Below are 18578 nucleotides of genomic sequence, written 5' to 3'. Positions count from 1 at the left end.
CATCTTAGGAAATGGGCCGCCCAGCCGTCCAGTGGAACTGGCCCCTGAATGCAAAACGCCCCAGCACCATTGAAGATACTGGGGCGTTGCGATTTGGTGGCCTGGGGCGGAATCGAACCACCGACACAAGGATTTTCAATCCTCTGCTCTACCGACTGAGCTACCGGGCCTGAGCCTCAAATTATAGCCAGAAAATTGGCCCTAAAAAGATTACGGATCAATTTTTTTCAGGCGCGCTTGCCACGGCCCAGGTCCACACCCAGCTGGCGCAGCTTGCGGTACAGGTGGGTGCGTTCCAGGCCGGTCTTTTCGGCCACGCGGGTCATGGAGCCGCCTTCGCGCGCGAGGTGGAATTCGAAGTAGGCCTTTTCAAAGCCATCGCGCGCCTCGCGTAGCGGGCGGTCCAGATCGAACCCCTGGTGCGAATGCGGGCCGGTCTCGACACCGGACAAGGCCGTGATCACCGGCACCTGGGTGAACGGCGCATCGGCCGGCGCAGCGGCCGGGGCCTGCACGGCGGCCACGGGTGCGGCATGGTGGGCCGCATTGCGCGCCAGGCCCTGTTCCACGGCCTTGAGCAGCTTTTGCAGGGTGATGGGCTTTTCCAGAAAGGAGAAGGCGCCGATGCGGGTGGCCTCCACCGCCGTGTCGATGGTGGCGTGGCCGCTCATCATGATGACGGGCATGGTCAGCACACCGCCGGTGGCCCATTCCTTGAGCAGCGACACCCCATCGGTGTCGGGCATCCAGATGTCGAGCAGCACCAAGTCATAGCTGCTGCCGGCACGCGCTGCACGGGCTTGCGTCGCGTTCTCTGCGAGGTCCACGCTGTGGCCTTCGTCGTTCAGGATTTCGGACAGCAGGTCGCGAATGCCGAGCTCATCGTCGACCACCAGAATGTTTGCCATGTGTGTGAAAACGCCTTGGGAGGTACTGCGGGGCGGTGTTGTTATGCCGCCACCGCTGGTTCAGTGGCGAATGATAACGACACTTGGGCGCCCCGCACCACGCCATCTTCCACACGGTTGGACAGGTCGATGCGAGCTCCGTGCTCGTCCGCGATCTTTTTCACCACCGCCAGACCCAGGCCGGTGCCACGCGGTTTGGTGGTGACATAGGGCTCGAAAGCGCGCTGCAGGATGTGTGCGGGAAAGCCGCTGCCGCTGTCCGAAACCGTGAGCCGCACGCGCCCCGACGACTCGCTCCAGCGGGTGGTGATGCGCACGGGCGGCAGGTTCTCGCCACCCGCTGCGCGCGCCTGTTCGGTCGCGTCCTGTGCGTTCTGCAGCAGGTTGTGCACCACCTGGCGCAGTTGCTGCGCATCGCCTGCAATCGCCGGGCAACGCGCGTCCAGCTCAGCTTTCACGGGGACCGTGGCGTTTTCCTCGCCATACAGATGGAGCACATCGGTCACCAGTGCATTGATGTCCAGCGCATGCAACTCGGCCGCCGGCAGACGGGCGTAATCACGGAATTCGTTGACCAGGCGCTTCATGGCATCGACCTGCTCGACGATGGTCCGGACCGACTTGGCGAGCACGGCCTGTTCGGTCGCGCCGACCTTGCCGGTGAGCTTCATCTCCAGCCGTTCGGCCGACAGCTGGATGGGCGTCAGCGGGTTCTTGATCTCATGCGCAAGGCGGCGCGCAACCTCTCCCCAGGCCTGCGCACGCTGCGCAGAAACGATCTCTGAAATGTCGTCAAAAACCAACAGTCGGGTCGAATCCGGGAGCTCGGCGCCCCGCGCAATGATGCTGGTCGCGTGCTGCCCGGCCCCGGCAAGGGAGGCGTGCAGCTCGAACGGATGCTGCCAGTGGTCCAGGCCATGGTGGTCACGCTCGCCCAGAAAGGCGGCAAACTGCTTTTGCACGGCGGCGGCAAAGTCCGCAAGGCCCGGCACCTCGGCCAGGGCCTGCCCTTCGTACGCCGCCATGGGCGCGCGCAGGATCCGCGTGGCCCCGGGGTTGGACGAGCGGATCGTGCCCGCGCCATCGAGCACCATCACGCCGGCGGTGAGGTTGTCCAGGATGGTCTGCAGGTTGGCGCGGGCCGCGTCCACCTCGCTCATGCTCTGCTCCACGGCACCCCGGGCATCGGCCAGCTGCTGGGTCATGAGCGCGAACGAACGGGTCAGGCCGCCGAGTTCGTCCTTGCCCTGCAGGGCGGCCTTGGGGCTCAGGTTGCCGGCAGCCACCTCGCGCACCCCCTCGGCCAGCACCAGCAGCGGCCGCACCAGCTGGTTGCCCAGCAGCACGGCCAGCAGCACGGCACCGAAGACGGCCAGGAACAGGCTCAGCGTGAGCGTGCCCACATACATGCGCCGCAGGCCACCGCGCGCCAGGGCGCGCTCCTGGTACTCGCGGTTGGCCTCCTGCACGGCGATGGCGTTCTCCACCAGGGCCGGCGGCAGCATCAGCGTGGCCTGCAGGTAGCGCGGCTCGGCCAGCAAGCCCACGGTGGGGCTGCTGACCAGGGCGATGATCTTCACCCGTGCGTTCTGCACGGCGACAGGGTCGGCTATATCGTCGAGCCCCTCGATCTGCGCCAGCGCACGCTGTTGGCGCACGGTGCGCAGCAGCGGCACGCCGGGCCGCTCGGGGTTCAGGCTGAAGCGCGACTGGCCGGCACTGGCCACCGCCTGTCCGGCACCGTTCCACAGGATGACGTCGGTGGCCCCCAACTGGTCGCGGATGCGCTCGAGCACCACCCCGGCGGAAGCGTCGGGGACCTGCGCCACCTGGGCACTGGCGGTGCGCGTCTTGGAGGCCATGTCGGTCGCCAGGGCATCGAGCGAGACGCGCGCCAGGTTCACCCCGGCGGACAGCGCCCCCTCGACCTTCACGTCGAACCAGCTTTCGATGGAACGGGTCACGAACTGGTAGGACACCACATAGATCAGCACACCGGGCACCAGGCCCACCAGCGCAAAAATGGCCGCCAGCTTCACCAGCAGGCGGCTGCCGAAGCGGCCCCGGCGCAGGCGCAGCCACAGGCGCACCGCCACCCAGCCCAGCACCGCAAGCAGCAGCAGGGCCACCAGCACGTTCACGCCGAACAGCCAGGCGTAGTTGCGCTCGTAGAGCGCGCGGTTGTTGGTGGCCAGTGTCAGCAGGAAGAGCAGCACCAGCCCGATGGCCGACATGATGGCCGCGCCCACCCCCACCGCCCAGCGCACGGCGCGGGACTGGCGTGCCGCCAGATGGGCCGAAGCCGACGCGGGCGCCGCCGGGCCCGAGGTGCTCACTTGGCGCCTTCCGGCAGGGCGAGGCGCCCGGAGCGCGAGACCAGCAGGTTCCAGCCCGAGCGACCCACCGCACCGATCTGGAAGGGGCGGGGCAGCTGCGACATGTCGAGCCTGAAACGGAACTGTATCGAATGGCCTGCATCGGTATCGATTGCAGCAGCTTCTGCGATCTTCCAGCGCGAAACACGCTGCATTGCAGACAGCGCATCCTCCAGATCGTCGAAATTCTGGCCCACCAAGGCCACGCCCACGCCGGTGTTGGTGATGGGCGATGCCGAGGTGCTCAGGCGCCAGCGCCGGGTCAGGGGCTGGTAGCTCAGCCGCAGGTAGCGCGTGGCCTCCGCAACCAGGCGGTCGGACCAGTACCAGCGGTCACGCATCACCTGCGCCTCCATCACGAAGTACATGGGAATGCCCTTGCGCAGTGCGTCCTCGGCCAGCTCGGGCAGGTCGAACTCCAGGCTGGTGCTGAGGTAGATCCCGTCGTCCAGGCGCTGCAGCCGCAGTTCGGCCACCTCGCCCCGGCTGCTCTCTGCCCGGGTGGCCAGCGGCCACGCCAGCAAGGTGATCAGCATCAAAAACGCACCAATCCACACCCAACGAGCTGCCAAACGCTCAGTCGGCCGATTTTTGCAACAGTGCGTAAAAAAATCCGTCGTGATCACCGATTCGATTGTCCGGGACAGCCCCCTGCTTGTCCGCTGCGCGGGGGATTAAATGCCCGGGCGAGGGGAGCAAATGTGCATCGGTGTTGTGTGCAAGAAACGTTTGCACCTGCGCATCGCCCTCCGCACGGAAGACGGAGCAGGTGCAGTACAGCAGCCGCCCACCGGGTGCGAGCAGCGGCCACAGGGTGGCCAAGAGCTGCTTTTGCAGGGCCGCCAGCTGGGCGATGTCGGTCTCGCGGCGCAGCCAGCGCACGTCTGGGTGGCGGCGCACGATGCCGGAGGCGGTGCAGGGCGCGTCGAGCAGGATGGCATCGAACAGCGCCCCGCCACTGGCCGCGGGCCACCAGGTCTCGGGCCGGGCGGCGTCGGCCACCAGCACCTGGGCAGACAGGCCCAGGCGCGCAAGGGTCTGGTGGATGCGCTCGGCGCGCATGGCGTCGATCTCCAGGGCCGTCACCTGCAGGGGGGCGCCCTCCCCGGCCATCTCCAGCAGGTGGGCGGTCTTGCCGCCAGGCGCGGCGCAGGCATCCAGCACCCGCAGGCTGCGCGTGCGGTCCATGCCCTGCAGCAGCAGGGGGGCCGCCTGCTGGGCCGCCATGTCCTGTACCGACACCCGGCCCTGTGCGAAACCAGGCAGCGCCTGTACCGGCAGCGGCCGCTGCAGCACCAGGCCGTCGGCGCCGGCCAGGTCGGCAGCAGCGCCCATCTCGGCCAGTTCCTGGTGGTACTGCGCCTGGCTCCCCTGCAGCCGGTTCACGCGCAGCGCCATCGGGGCATGGGTGTTGTTGGCGTGCAGAATCTGCTCCCACTGCGCCGGGTGGTCCTTTTGCAGGCGCTTGATCCACCACAGCGGGTGGTTCCAGCGCGCCACGGGATCGGCATCGGTGGCCGCCACCAGGGCGTCGCTTTCGCGCAGAAAACGCCGCAGGCAGGCATTGATGAACGAAGACTGGGCGCGTGTGGCCGGGTGGCGCTTGGCCGCTTCCACCGCCTGGTTGACCAGGGTGAACGGCTCGTAGGGGGCCTCGTCAGCACGCCAGCACAAGGCGAGCGCGGCGCACAGCAGGGCATCCGCATCGGCCGGAGGCGGTCGCCGGGCCAGTTGTCGCCGCAGGGCCTCGGCACGCCCGAGGTTGCGCAGCACCTGGAACAGCAGGGCCTGCACGCCTGGGCGCAGCGCCGCGCCGACCGCGTCCAGCGCCGCCGTGCCCGAGGCGCCACCGCGGATCGCCTGGAGCACGCCGGCCACCGCGATGAGCTGCTGCCACAGCGCCACCTGGGGCGCGCCGCCGCCGGCAGCGGGCTGCACGGCATTGCGATCGGCGCCAGGGCGCCGCTTGTCGGACGCAGTGGGTTGGGGTGGTGCTGGTTTCATGGTGGTGGGACCCTTGGGGTCACCGCGCCCGGGCGCGGTGTCTGGCAATCAGTGGGAAGGAGCAGGAAACAGGCGAAGGATCACAAGCCCTTGGCCGCCTTGAATCCAAAGACCCAGGCGAGCAAGCGGGCCGGAAACTGGTGGATGGCGGCATCGTGCTGCTCTGCGGCATGGTTGATCACCTGCACCGCCAGATCGATCTGGGCGTGGTGCTCTTCCCAGCGGATGGACCAGGGCGCCACCATCTCCCGGACATCCGGGCCATCGGCTTCGGTCACCACGCTGCGCCAAGTGGCGTCGAGCACGCTGCGCGCGGCGGTCAGCGCTGCCAGGGCGTCGCGCTGCAGGGGCTGCGAGCGCGCCACAGCCAGCGACGCCCCCATCTGGGTGGTGGCACCGCGCAGGGCTGCGACCTTGGCCGGATCCAGCAGCGGGGTGGGCGATTCATCACTGTTCGCGGCGCCACCCGACACTGCCGCAGGGGCCGCACTGTGGCCCTGGACCGCGTCGAACTCACCCAGCAGGGCGATCAGGCGCACCAGGTGGGCATCCACGGCCCCAAAGGCCTGGACCACGGAGGAGCGCAGCCGTGTCAGGCGGTTGTAGGCCCCCAGGGCCCAGAACAGCATGATGGCGACAAAAATCCAGAAAAGGGGCGATGACCACATACACATTGCCACAGGTTGGCGCTGCAGGCGCAGCCCGTGGCCGGGAAAAGAAAACGGAGGAGAACAAGCGGAGCGCACCGGCAGCGCTCCAATAAAAACGCTCCCGGCCTGTCCGAAGACAGGGCGGGAGCGTTTTCGGGCCGGGGCCTGCACCGAACCAGACCCCCACGCGCCGCGCATTGCTGCATCGCTGGGGCCTTGTCCGGTGCCACGGGGCGTCAGTCTGCGGACGTGTCCGTGGCGGTGGTGGTGCTGCCTTCGACCTCGGTGGCATCGTCCGTCGACGAGGCCGCCATTTCAGCGGCTTCGGCTTCGGCGATGGCACGGCGCTCGGCGTCGTCCATGGCGTCCTTGGCCTTGCGCGCCTGGTGGTAGGCCAGGCCGGTACCGGCAGGGATCAGGCGACCCACGATGACGTTTTCCTTCAGGCCACGCAGCTCGTCGCGCTTGCCCATGATGGCAGCCTCGGTGAGCACGCGGGTGGTTTCCTGGAAGGACGCCGCCGAGATGAACGAGTCGGTCGACAGCGATGCCTTCGTGATACCCAGCAACAGGTTGCTGTAGGTCGCGGGGATCTTGCCCTCGGCCTGCAGTGCCTCGTTGGTGTTGAGGATCTCGGAGCGCTCGACCTGCTCGCCAGCGATGTAGTTCGACTCACCGACGTTCTCGACCACGACGCGGCGCAGCATCTGGCGAACGATCACCTCGATGTGCTTGTCGTTGATCTTCACGCCCTGCAAGCGGTACACGTCCTGCACTTCATCGACGATGTAGCGCGACAGCTCTTCGATGCCCAAGAGGCGCAGGATGTCCTGCGGATCGGCCGGGCCATCGACGATGGACTCGCCCTTGTTCACCACCTGGCCTTCGTGCACCAGGATGTTCTTTTCCTTGGGCACGAGTTCTTCGAACACATGGCCTTCGGGATCGGTGATCTGCAGACGGACCTTGCCCTTGGTTTCCTTGCCGAACGACACGGTGCCGGTCATCTCGGCCAGCGTGCCCTTGTCCTTCGGGGTACGGGCTTCGAACAGCTCGGCCACGCGGGGCAGACCGCCGGTAATGTCGCGGGTCTTCTGGCCTTCGACCGGAATACGCGCCAGCACTTCGCCGGGGCCCACGTCCTGGCCGTCACGCACCTGGATCAGCGAGCCGATCTGGAAGCCGATGGTCACCGAGTGGTCGGTACCAGGGATCTTCACTTCGTTGTTCTGCGCGTCGATCAGCTTGACCTGCGGGCGCACGACCTTGGCAGCGCCGCGGCGCTTGGGGTCGATCACCACCAGGGTGGACAGACCGGTCACTTCGTCGAGCTGCTTGGCAACCGTGAGGCCTTCCTCGACGTTCTCGAACTTCACCTGGCCGGCGAACTCGGTAATGATCGGGCGGGTCAGCGGATCCCAGTTGGCCAGGATGGTGCCGGCCTTGATGGACTGGTCGGCCTTCACCGTCAGCAGGGCACCGTACGGCACCTTGTGGCGCTCGCGCTCGCGGCCATGCTCGTCGTGGATGATGATTTCACCCGAACGTGCAATCACCACCAGCTCGCCCTTGGTGTTGCTCACGTAGCGCATCGTGGCGTTGAAGCCGATCACGCCATTGGACTTGGCTTCCACGCTCGAGGCGATGGCGGCACGCGATGCGGCACCACCGATGTGGAAGGTACGCATGGTCAGCTGCGTGCCGGGTTCACCGATGGACTGGGCGGCGATCACACCCACGGCTTCGCCGAGGTTGATCAGGCCGCCGCGGCCCAGGTCGCGGCCATAGCACTTGGCGCACAGGCCGTAGCGGGTTTCGCAGGTCAGTGCGGTGCGCACCTTCACTTCGTCCACGCCGGCGGCTTCGATTTCCTCGATGAGGTCTTCTTCCAGCATCACGCCGGCAGGCACCAGCACCTTGCGGGTTTCGGGGTGCAGCACGTCTTCGGCAGCGGTGCGGCCCAGGATACGGTCGCGCAGCGATTCGATCACTTCACCGCCTTCGACGATGGCGCGCATCAGCGAACCATTGGCGGTGTTGCAATCCTCTTCGGTCACAACCAGATCCTGCGTCACGTCCACCAGGCGGCGCGTCAGGTAGCCGGAGTTGGCCGTCTTCAGCGCCGTGTCGGCCAGACCCTTACGGGCACCGTGGGTGGAGATGAAGTACTCCAACACGTTCAGGCCTTCGCGGAAGTTCGCGGTGATGGGCGTCTCGATGATCGAGCCGTCAGGCTTGGCCATCAGGCCGCGCATGCCGGCCACCTGGCGGATCTGGGCGGCAGAGCCGCGGGCACCGGAGTCGGCCATCATGTAGATGGAGTTGAAGGACTCCTGGTCCACTTCCTTGCCGTGGCGGTCCGTGACCTTCTGCTTGGACAGCTGGGCCATCATCACCTTGGACACTTCGTCGCCGGCCTTGCCCCAGATGTCCACCACCTTGTTGTAGCGCTCGCCGGAAGTCACCAGACCCGAGACGTACTGCTGTTCGATCTCCTTCACTTCCTTCTCGGAGCGCTCGATGATGCCGACCTTTTGTGGCGGCACCAGCATGTCGTCGATGCAGATGGAGATGCCGGCGCGCGTGGCCAGGCGGAAACCGTTTTGCAGCAGCTTGTCGGCGAACACCACCGTTTCCTTCAGACCGCACTTGCGGAAGGAGACGTTGATGAGCTTGGAGATTTCCTTCTTCTTGAGCGCCTTGTTGATGTTCGAGAAGGGAAGGCCCTTGGGCAGGATCTCGGACAGCAGGGCACGGCCCGTGGTGGTTTCCACCATCTTGGTCTCGGGCACGAACTCGCCGGTTTCCTTGTTCTTGGTCCACTCGGTCAGGCGCACGTTGATGCGCGTGGCCAGCTCGACCTCGCCCGCGTCGAAGGCGCGCTGCACTTCACCGGTGTCGGCGAAGATCAGGCCCTCGCCCTTGCCGTTGATGCGATCGCGGGTGGCGTAGTACAGGCCCAGCACCACGTCCTGCGAAGGAACGATGGAGGGTTCGCCCGAAGCCGGGAACAGCACGTTGTTGGAGGCCAGCATCAGCGTGCGGGCTTCCATCTGCGCTTCCACCGACAGCGGGACGTGCACGGCCATCTGGTCACCGTCGAAGTCGGCGTTGAAGGCCGCGCAGACGAGGGGGTGCAGCTGGATGGCCTTGCCTTCGATCAGGATGGGCTCGAACGCCTGGATGCCCAGGCGGTGCAGCGTAGGCGCACGGTTGAGCATCACCGGGTGTTCCTTGATGACCTCTTCCAGGATGTCCCACACCACCGGCGTGCCGGATTCGACTTCCTTCTTGGCGGCCTTGATCGTCGTCGCGATGCCCATGGCTTCCAGGCGCGAGAAGATGAAGGGCTTGAACAGCTCCAGGGCCATCAGCTTGGGCAGGCCGCACTGGTGCAGCTTGAGCGTCGGGCCCACGGTGATCACGGAACGACCGGAGTAGTCCACGCGCTTGCCCAGCAAGTTCTGGCGGAAACGGCCGGACTTGCCCTTGATCATGTCGGCGAGCGACTTCAGCGCGCGCTTGTTGGCGCCCGTCATGGCCTTGCCACGGCGGCCGTTGTCCAGCAGCGAGTCGACGGCTTCCTGCAGCATGCGCTTTTCGTTGCGCGCGATGATTTCAGGGGCCTTCAGTTCCAGCAGGCGGCGCAGACGCGAGTTGCGGTTGATGACACGGCGGTACAGGTCGTTCAGGTCGGAGGTCGCGAAGCGGCCGCCGTCCAGCGGCACCAGCGGACGCAGGTCCGGTGGCAGCACGGGCAGCACTTCGAGCACCATCCACTCGGGCTTGATGCCCGACTTCTTGAAGGCTTCCAGCACCTTCAGGCGCTTGGCGTTCTTCTTGACCTTGACTTCGGAGCCGGTCAGATCGCCGCGCAAGCGTTCGATCGACAGGTCGATGTCGATGGATTCCAGCAGGTCCTTGATGCCTTCGGCGCCCATCTTGGCGATGAACTCATCGCCGTATTCCTTGCGCTTGGCGTCGTAGTCGTCCTCGGACATGATGCTGAACTTCTTCAGCGGGGTCATGCCGGGGTCGGTCACCACATAGGCTTCGAAGTACAGCACGCGTTCGATGTCGCGCAGCGTCATGTCCAGCACCAGGCCCAGGCGCGATGGCAGCGACTTCAGGAACCAGATGTGCGCGCAGGGCGCAGCCAGGTCGATGTGGCCCATGCGCTCGCGGCGCACCTTGGTCTGCGTGACTTCAACGCCGCACTTCTCGCAGATCACGCCGCGGTGCTTCAAGCGCTTGTACTTGCCGCACAGGCACTCGTAGTCCTTGATGGGGCCGAAGATCTTGGCGCAGAACAGGCCATCGCGCTCGGGCTTGAACGTGCGGTAGTTGATGGTCTCGGGCTTCTTCACCTCGCCGAAAGACCACGAACGGATCTTCTCGGGCGAAGCCATGCCGATGCGGATGGCATCGAAGTGCTCATCCGGCGTGAATTGCTTGAACAGGTCGAGTAGCGATTTCATAGTGACTCTTTCCTTTTCCGCTTAGGAGCGTTCCAGCTCGATGTCCAGGCCCAGCGAACGGATTTCCTTGACCAGCACATTGAACGATTCCGGCATGCCGGCTTCGATGGCGTGTTCGCCCTTGACGATGGACTCGTACACCTTGGTACGGCCCACCACGTCGTCGGACTTGACGGTAAGCATTTCCTGCAGCACATAGGCGGCGCCGTAGGCTTCCAGCGCCCACACTTCCATTTCCCCGAAACGCTGGCCACCGAACTGGGCCTTGCCGCCCAGCGGCTGTTGCGTGACCAGGGAGTACGGACCCGTGGAACGGGCGTGCATCTTGTCGTCCACCAAGTGGTGCAGCTTCAGGTAGTGCATGTAGCCGATGGTGGTGGGGCGCTCGAAGCGGTCACCGGTGCGACCATCGTGCAGGTAGGCCTGGGTGCGCGTGGGCGTGAGGCCCTTGCGTGCGGCCAGGTCGTCCGGGTAGGCCAGCTTCAGCATGTCCATGATTTCTTCTTCCGAAGCACCATCGAACACGGGGGTTGCGTAGGGCACGCCGGCCGTCAGGTGCTGCGCCATGGACAGCAGGTCGTCGTCCGTCAGCTGCGACAGGTCTTCCTTGCGGCCGCGCGAGTTGTACACCTCTTCGAAGAAGGCACGCAGCTCGCTCGCCTTGGCTTCCTGCTGCAGCATGTCGCCGATGCGCTGGCCAATGCCCTTGCCGGCCCAGCCCAGGTGGACTTCCAGCACCTGGCCGATGTTCATCCGCGAAGGCACGCCCAGCGGGTTGAGCACGATGTCGGCAGGGGTGCCGTCGGCCATGTAGGGCATGTCTTCGACCGGAACGATCTTGGAGACCACACCCTTGTTACCGTGGCGGCCGGCCATCTTGTCACCCGGCTGCAGGCGGCGCTTGACGGCCAGGTAGACCTTGACCATCTTGAGCACGCCAGCGGGCAACTCGTCGCCTTGCGTGAGCTTCTTGCGTTTTTCTTCGAAAGCCAGGTCGAAGCTGTGGCGCGTCTGCTCCAAAGCGTTCTTGATGGATTCGAGCTGGGTGGCGACTTCGTCTTCCGCAGGGCGGATGTCGAACCAGTGGAACTTCTCCACCGAGGCCAGGTAGGCCTTGTCGATCTTCGTGCCCTTGGACAGCTTCTGCGGGCCGCCATTGGCCACGCGGCCGTTGAGCAGCTTCTCGATACGGTCGAAGGCGTCGGCCTCGACGATGCGCAGCTGGTCGTTCAGGTCCAGGCGGAAGCGCTTGAGTTCATCGTCGATGATCTGCTGGGCGCGCTTGTCGCGCTGGATGCCTTCGCGGGTGAACACCTGCACGTCGATCACGGTGCCTTGCGAGCCCTGGTCCACGCGCAGCGAGGTGTCCTTCACGTCGGAAGCCTTCTCGCCGAAGATGGCGCGCAGCAGCTTCTCTTCGGGCGTGAGGGTGGTTTCGCCCTTGGGCGTGACCTTGCCGACCAGCGTGTCGCCGGGCTGCACTTCGGCGCCCACGTAGATGATGCCGGACTCGTCCAGGCGGTTCAGCTGCTGTTCCGACAGGTTCGGGATGTCGCGCGTGATTTCTTCGGCGCCCAGCTTCGTGTCACGGGCCATGACCACCAGTTCCTCGATGTGGATCGAGGTGTAGCGGTCTTCGGCCACCACGCGTTCGGAGATCAGGATCGAGTCTTCGAAGTTGTAGCCGTTCCAGGGCATGAAGGCGATCAGCATGTTCTGGCCGATGGCGATTTCGCCAAAGTCCGTCGATGCGCCGTCGGCGATCACGTCACCCTTGACCAGCATGTCGCCCTTCTTGACGATGGGACGCTGGTGGATGTTGGTGTTCTGGTTGGAACGCTGGTACTTGATGAGGTTGTAGATGTCCACACCCACTTCACCGGCAACGGCTTCGGCGTCGTTCACGCGCACCACGATGCGGGTCGCGTCGACATAGTCCACCACGCCGCCACGGTTGGCCGTGACCACGGTGCCGGAGTCGACGGCGGCCACGCGCTCGATGCCCGTGCCCACCAGGGGCTTCTCGGGACGCAGCACGGGCACGGCCTGGCGCGACATGTTGGCGCCCATCAGCGCGCGGTTCGCATCGTCGTGCTCCAGGAACGGAACCAGCGAGGCAGCGACCGACACGATCTGCGCTGGCGACACGTCCATGTACTGCACGCGGTCGGCACCGCACAGGATGGATTCACCCTTTTCACGGGCCGACACCAGGTCACCGGACAGGCGGCCGTCCTTGTCGAGCACGGCGTTGGCCTGCGCGATCACGTACTTGCCTTCTTCGATGGCCGACAGATAGTCGATGTCGTTCGTCACCTTGCCATCGGCCACGCGGCGGTACGGGGTTTCGATGAAACCGTACTCGTTCAGGCGGGCGTACAGGGCCAGCGAGTTGATCAGGCCGATGTTCGGACCTTCAGGCGTTTCGATAGGGCAGACGCGGCCGTAATGGGTCACGTGCACGTCGCGCACTTCGAAGCCGGCGCGTTCGCGGGTCAGACCGCCCGGGCCCAGTGCGGACACACGGCGCTTGTGCGTGATTTCGGCCAGCGGGTTGGTCTGGTCCATGAACTGCGACAGCTGCGAGGCGCCGAAGAATTCCTTCAGGGCGGCCGAGATCGGCTTGCTGTTGATCAGGTCATGGGGCATGAGCGGCTCTTGCTCGGCCTGGCCCAGACGTTCCTTCACGGCCTTCTCGATACGTGCCAGGCCGGTGCGGTACTGGTTTTCGGCCAGTTCGCCCACGCAGCGCACGCGGCGGTTGCCCAGGTGGTCGATGTCATCGACTTCGCCGTTGCCGTTGCGCAGGTCCACCAGGATCTTGACCACGGCCAGGATGTCCTCGTTGGACAGCACCATGGGGCCGGTGGATTCGTCGCGGCCGATCTTGGCGTTGAACTTCATGCGGCCCACGCGCGACAGGTCGTACGTGTCGGGGTTGTAGAACAGGCGCTGGAACAGGGCCTGCACGGCGTCTTCCGTTGGCGGCTCGCCAGGGCGCATCATGCGGTAGATGGCCACGCGCGCAGCGAACTCGTCTACCGTTTCGTCAATGCGCAGGGTCTGCGACATGTACGCACCCTGGTCGAGTTCGTTGGTGTAGATGCACTGCACGTCCTGGATGCCGGCCACACGCAGCTTCTTGAGCAGCGCTTCGGTCAGCTCGTCGTTGGCCTTGGCGATGATCTCGCCGGTGTCCGTGTCGACGATGTTGCGGGCCACGACGCGGCCGATCAGGAAGTCTTCGGGCACGCTGATGTGCGTGGTGCCCGATTGCTCCAGTTCACGGGTGTGGCGCGCGGTGACGCGCTTGTCCTTGGCGACCACGACCTTGCCCGACTTGTCGGTGATGTCGAAACGGGCCACTTCGCCGCGCAGGCGCTCGGGCACGAACTCCATCTGCGCACCACTGTCCATGATGCGGAAGTTGTCGTTCACGAAGAAGTTCGCGAGGATGGACTCGGGGTTCAGGCCGATGGCCTTGAGCAGGATCGTGACCGGCATCTTGCGGCGACGGTCCACGCGGAAGTACAGGATGTCCTTCGGGTCGAATTCGAAGTCCAGCCAGGAGCCGCGGTAGGGAATGATGCGAGCGGAGAACAGCAGCTTGCCCGAGCTGTGGGTCTTGCCCTTGTCGTGCTCGAAGAACACGCCAGGCGAGCGGTGCAGCTGCGAGACGATCACACGCTCCGTGCCGTTGATGATGAAGGAGCCCTTCTCGGTCATCAGGGGCACTTCGCCCATGTAGACCTCTTGTTCCTTGACTTCCTTGACCACCTTGGACTGCGAGGTCGAAGACTCGCGGTCATAGATGATCAGCTGCACCTTGGCGCGCACGGCCGAGGCGAAGGTCAGGCCCCGGGTCTGGCACTCGCGCACGTCGAAGGCGGGCTTGGCCAGGTTGTACTCGATGAACTTCATCTCCACGAAACCGTTGTGGGAGACGATGGGGAAAGCTGCGTCAAAGGCCGCCTGCAGGCCTTCGATGGTCCGTTTCTGGGGTGCTTTGTCTGCCTGCAGGAAAGCGGTGTATGCGTCCTTCTGCATCTGCAGCAGATAAGGGACTTCCAGCACGCTGTCGCGGCTGCCGAAACTTTTGCGGATTCGCTTGCGTTCGGTATAGGAATAGGCCATGAGATCTCCGGGCAAAGACATGAGTCCTGGGTCTTCGACGACTGACCCGCAAAGGCTCTCCTCCTTGCGGGCTTGGCGGTTGGCCACTACCAACCATGGCGGACGGCGATGCATTGCACATCACCCGAACCAAGGTATCTTCTGCTGTCGGGGTTGTCAGAAGACACTCGAAAACCGCTACGGGAATGCGGCTTTCGGGTGCGCTCTGAAAGCGCCAAAGGCTGGAGGCCCGCGAGGAGCGCTCCAGCCCTTGCAAGGGACCGAATTACTTCAGTTCAGCCTTGGCACCGGCTTCCACCAGCTTCTTGACGGCAGCTTCGGCGTCAGCCTTGGCAATGCCTTCCTTGACGTTCTTTGGAGCGCCGTCCACCAGGTCCTTGGCTTCCTTCAGGCCCAGGCCGGTGATTTCGCGCACTGCCTTGATGACGGACACCTTGTTGGCGCCGGCATCGGTCAGCACCACGTTGAATTCCGTCTTCTCTTCAGCAGCTGCAGCAGCGCCACCGCCGCCGCCGGCAGCAGGAGCAGCCATGGCTGCAGCGCTCACGCCAAACTTCTCTTCAATGGCCTTCACCAGGTCATTGAGTTCCAGAACCGTCATGCTGTCCAGAGCGGTCAAAAATGCGTCTTTATCGAATGCCATTTTTATTTCCTAACAATTGTGTTGGTTATCTGCCCGGCCATCAAGCCGCTGCAGGTTCGGCGGCCACAGGGGCTGCGCCTTCGCCTTTTTTCGCCGCCAGTGCGCCCAGCACAACGGCCGTACGCGACATGGGGGACATAAGCAAGCCACAAATCTGGGCCAGCAGCACTTCCTTGGAAGGAATGTTGGCCAGTTGCTTCACGCCGTTGACATCCAGGGCCTTGCCACCGAAAGCGCCACCGCGAATGACCAGCTTGTCGTTGGTCTTCGCGAAATCGGCCACCACCTTGGCGGCGGCCACAGCGTCTTCGGAGAAGCCATAGATCAGCGGACCGGTCATCTGGTCAGCCACCACGTCAAACGCGCTGCCTGCCACAGCACGGCGGGCCAGGGTGTTCTTCAGAACACTCAGGCTCACACCCTTGCTGCGGGCGTCGACGCGCAGTTTGGTCATGTCGGCGACCGTGATGCCGCGGTATTCCGCGATCACAAGCGTTTGAGCTTTTGCGGCGAGGCTGGTCACTTCATTGATGACCGCTTCTTTCTCACTGCGATTAAGACTCAAGGTCTACTCCTTAAAATGCGCACTCGGCGATGGCCTCGTGCGCGCTCTTGTTGCAGCGACCAACTGTTTTAGGAAAATTTTCCATCTGCAGCGGGATCGCCATCTGCGTTGGCACCTTGTCTGGCTTTAAGTGCGACCGGCTCGCACACCAACGGTCTTGGATGGCCTGGGCCTGCCGAAGCAGCCCCAGCCCACCACATCGGGCCCACCCGAAGGCCGGCCCGAAGATTTCTTGCAATTACGCTGCGATGGTTTGCGTGTCCACGCGGACACCCAGGCCCATCGTGGAAGACACAGCCACCTTGCGCAGGTACAGGCCCTTGCTGGTAGCAGGCTTGGCCTTGTTCAGGGCTTCGATCAGTGCAGCCAGGTTGCCTTGCAGCTTCTCGTTGTCGAACGAACGGCGACCGATCGTGCTGTGCACGATACCGGCCTTGTCCACGCGGAACTGCACTTGACCTGCCTTGGCGTTCTTCACAGCCGTAGCGACGTCAGGCGTCACGGTGCCCACCTTGGGGTTGGGCATCAGGCCACGTGGGCCCAGGATCTGGCCCAGCGTACCAACGACGCGCATCGCGTCAGGGGCAGCGATCACCACATCGAAAGGCATGTCGCCAGCCTTGACCATGGCGGCCAGGTCGTCCATGCCGACGACGTCGGCACCAGCGGCCTTGGCTTCTTCAGCCTTGGCGCCCTGGGCGAACACGGCCACGCGGGTCGTCTTGCCGGTACCGTTGGGCAGCACCACGGCGCCACGAACCACCTGGTCGGACTTCTTGGCATCGATGCCCAGCTGAACGGCCACGTCGATGGATTCGTCGAACTTGGCCGTAGCGGCTTCCTTCACGATCGCAACTGCTTCGGCGAATGCGTACAGCTTGGTGCTGTCGACCTTGCCTTGCAGGGCTTTTTGCTTCTTGGTCAGCTTGGCCATCTTACAAACCCTCCACCGTCACGCCCATCGAGCGGGCGGAGCCAGCCAGCGTGCGCACAGCAGCGTCGACGTTGGCAGCATTCATGTCCTTCAGCTTGGTCTTGGCGATCTCTTCGAGCTGTTCGCGCGTGATCTTGCCGACCTTGGTCTTCAGCGCATTGGCCGAACCCTTTTCGAGCTTGATCGCCTTCTTGATCAGGGTCGTCGCTGGCGGCGTCTTGATGATGAAGGTGAAGCTCTTGTCTGCAAAAGCCGTGATGACCACGGGCAGTGGCAGGCCTGGCTCAACGCCTTGGGTCTGCGCATTGAATGCCTTGCAGAACTCCATGATGTTGAGGCCACGCTGGCCCAGTGCGGGACCGATTGGTGGGGATGGATTGGCCTTACCAGCTGGAACTTGCAGCTTGATGAAGCCGACGATTTTCTTCGCCATGCTTTACTCCTTGCGGGTGATGACGCCCAGGCCTTGCGGCTTGAGCTCCCCGGGGTTAACGACTCACAACACTTTCATCCGCACCGAGCCGAAAAGGTGCGGCATCCAAAAACAAACAGCAGGCTCAGGTCTTCTCGACCTGGCCGAATTCGAGTTCCACCGGGGTGGAGCGGCCGAAGATCATGACGGACACCCGCACACGGCTCTTCTCGTAGTTCACCTCTTCGACGGAACCGTTGAAGTCGGTGAATGGGCCTTCCTTCACGCGGACCAGCTCGCCCACCATGAATTCGATCTTGTGGCGCGGCTTCTCCGTGCCTTCCTGCATCTGGCTGACGATCTTCTGCACTTCGTCTTCCGAGATGGGAGCGGGACGGTTCTTGGCACCACCCACGAAACCTGTGACTTTGTTGGTGTGCTTCACCAAGTGCCAAGTATCGTCGTCCATGACCATTTCGACGAAGACATAGCCGGGGAACAGGCGGCGCTCGGTGGTCTTGCGCTGGCCGTTCTTCATTTCGACGACTTCTTCGGTCGGGACCAGGATGCGGCCGAACTTGGTCTCCATGCCCGAGCGGCCGATGCGCTCCACGATGTTGCGCTCGACCGCCTTTTCCATGCCCGAGTAGGCATGGACGATGTACCAGCGCAGATCGGGGTTGCCCGATGCAGCGGGGGCCAGGGCTTCAGATCCGGTGGCGTCCACAGAATTGTCAGTCATCACTTACTTCCTCCAGCCCAAAAGCAGGTCGTACAGGACCCATTCCAGGGTCTTGTCGGTCGCCCACAGGAAGATCGACATGATGACGACGAATGCAAACACGTAGGCCGTCATCTGCAAGGTTTCCTTGCGCGTGGGCCAGACGACCTTCTTCACTTCGCGCCAGGCTTCGCGCGCAAACGCGACAAACTGCCGGCCTGGCTCGGACACCAGGAACACGGCAGCCGCAGCAACCAGTCCGACGATCAATGCCGCCCATTGGGCGATCGCACCCTGCTTGCTCAGCAGGTAAAAGCCAGCCACCGATGCAATGACCAGTGCGGCCACAGCAGCGAGCTTGGCTTTGTCTGCACCGGTATTGACGGTTTCAACCTGGGAAGTGGCCATGTGTATTGTTTCCTGATCCGATTCGCGGCGTCGCCCAAGACGCCGAAGCCCGCCAGGTTCTGGCGGGCTTGCTGGGCGCCACTTTTCAGGTGGCAGGGGCAGTAGGAATCGAACCTACAACCTTCGGTTTTGGAGACCGACGCTCTGCCAATTGAGCTATACCCCTGTAACGCTATTAGGCGATGATCTTGGCCACGACGCCGGCGCCGACGGTACGACCGCCTTCACGGATGGCGAAGCGCAGACCTTCTTCCATGGCGATGGGGTTAATCAGCTTGACGGTGATCGACACGTTGTCGCCTGGCATGACCATTTCCTTGTCCGCTGGCAGCTCGATCGCGCCGGT

At 64.2% G+C, this 18578-nt stretch carries 14 protein-coding genes and 2 tRNA genes; all 16 read right to left on the bottom strand.

Going from position 1 to position 18578, the window contains the following annotated elements; translation table 11 throughout:
• Positions 1–94: 94 nt before the first annotated feature.
• Positions 95–170 (bottom strand) — tRNA-Phe (locus tag AC3WOH_RS16875).
• Positions 171–227: 57 nt separating this feature from the next.
• A complete protein-coding gene (locus AC3WOH_RS16870) occupies positions 228–908 on the bottom strand; it encodes a response regulator (protein ID WP_184859276.1) in 681 nt (226 codons plus the stop codon).
• Positions 909–949: 41 nt separating this feature from the next.
• Positions 950–3244: a sensor histidine kinase gene (locus AC3WOH_RS16865; protein ID WP_492230452.1), complete on the bottom strand. Its 2295-nt coding sequence runs from the start codon at positions 3242–3244 to the stop codon at positions 950–952.
• Positions 3241–3819, bottom strand: a complete 579-nt coding sequence (locus tag AC3WOH_RS16860; protein ID WP_492230451.1) for a DUF4390 domain-containing protein — start codon at positions 3817–3819, stop codon at positions 3241–3243. The genes AC3WOH_RS16865 and AC3WOH_RS16860 overlap by 4 nt, the downstream gene beginning before the upstream one ends.
• A gap of 40 nt (positions 3820–3859) precedes the next feature.
• Positions 3860–5287: a 16S rRNA (cytosine(967)-C(5))-methyltransferase RsmB gene (gene rsmB / locus AC3WOH_RS16855; RefSeq protein WP_492230450.1), complete on the bottom strand. Its 1428-nt coding sequence runs from the start codon at positions 5285–5287 to the stop codon at positions 3860–3862.
• 80 nt (positions 5288–5367) lie between these two features.
• Positions 5368–5916, bottom strand: coding sequence for a LemA family protein (locus tag AC3WOH_RS16850; RefSeq protein ID WP_492230449.1), 549 nt, complete (start codon positions 5914–5916; stop codon positions 5368–5370).
• 257 nt (positions 5917–6173) lie between these two features.
• Positions 6174–10415, bottom strand: a complete 4242-nt coding sequence (gene rpoC / locus AC3WOH_RS16845; RefSeq protein WP_492230448.1) for a DNA-directed RNA polymerase subunit beta' — start codon at positions 10413–10415, stop codon at positions 6174–6176.
• A gap of 21 nt (positions 10416–10436) precedes the next feature.
• Positions 10437–14549: a DNA-directed RNA polymerase subunit beta gene (rpoB, locus tag AC3WOH_RS16840; protein WP_492230447.1), complete on the bottom strand. Its 4113-nt coding sequence runs from the start codon at positions 14547–14549 to the stop codon at positions 10437–10439.
• A gap of 265 nt (positions 14550–14814) precedes the next feature.
• Complete coding sequence (rplL, locus tag AC3WOH_RS16835; RefSeq protein WP_184859290.1) at positions 14815–15192, bottom strand: 50S ribosomal protein L7/L12; 378 nt, start codon at positions 15190–15192, stop codon at positions 14815–14817.
• A 40-nt stretch (positions 15193–15232) separates the two neighbouring features.
• Positions 15233–15757, bottom strand: coding sequence for a 50S ribosomal protein L10 (rplJ, locus tag AC3WOH_RS16830; RefSeq protein ID WP_492230446.1), 525 nt, complete (start codon positions 15755–15757; stop codon positions 15233–15235).
• Positions 15758–15995: 238 nt separating this feature from the next.
• On the bottom strand, positions 15996–16691 hold the full coding sequence (gene rplA, locus AC3WOH_RS16825; protein ID WP_492230445.1) for a 50S ribosomal protein L1: 696 nt from the start codon (positions 16689–16691) through the stop codon (positions 15996–15998).
• A gap of 1 nt (position 16692) precedes the next feature.
• Entirely contained in the window at positions 16693–17124 is a 432-nt protein-coding gene (gene rplK / locus AC3WOH_RS16820; RefSeq protein ID WP_492230444.1) for a 50S ribosomal protein L11, read from the bottom strand.
• A 124-nt stretch (positions 17125–17248) separates the two neighbouring features.
• On the bottom strand, positions 17249–17845 hold the full coding sequence (nusG, locus tag AC3WOH_RS16815) for a transcription termination/antitermination protein NusG (RefSeq protein WP_492230443.1): 597 nt from the start codon (positions 17843–17845) through the stop codon (positions 17249–17251).
• A 3-nt stretch (positions 17846–17848) separates the two neighbouring features.
• Positions 17849–18232: a preprotein translocase subunit SecE gene (gene secE / locus AC3WOH_RS16810; RefSeq protein WP_409962814.1), complete on the bottom strand. Its 384-nt coding sequence runs from the start codon at positions 18230–18232 to the stop codon at positions 17849–17851.
• A gap of 90 nt (positions 18233–18322) precedes the next feature.
• Positions 18323–18398, bottom strand: a tRNA-Trp gene (locus AC3WOH_RS16805).
• 9 nt (positions 18399–18407) lie between these two features.
• Positions 18408–18578 (bottom strand): EF-Tu C-terminal domain-related protein (locus AC3WOH_RS16800; protein ID WP_492230585.1); only part of this gene is annotated, 171 nt, incomplete at its 5' end.

The sequence above is a fragment of the Acidovorax sp. FW305-C-20-28 genome (assembly GCF_058783375.1).
This window is presented reverse-complemented; position numbering and strand designations above follow the sequence as displayed.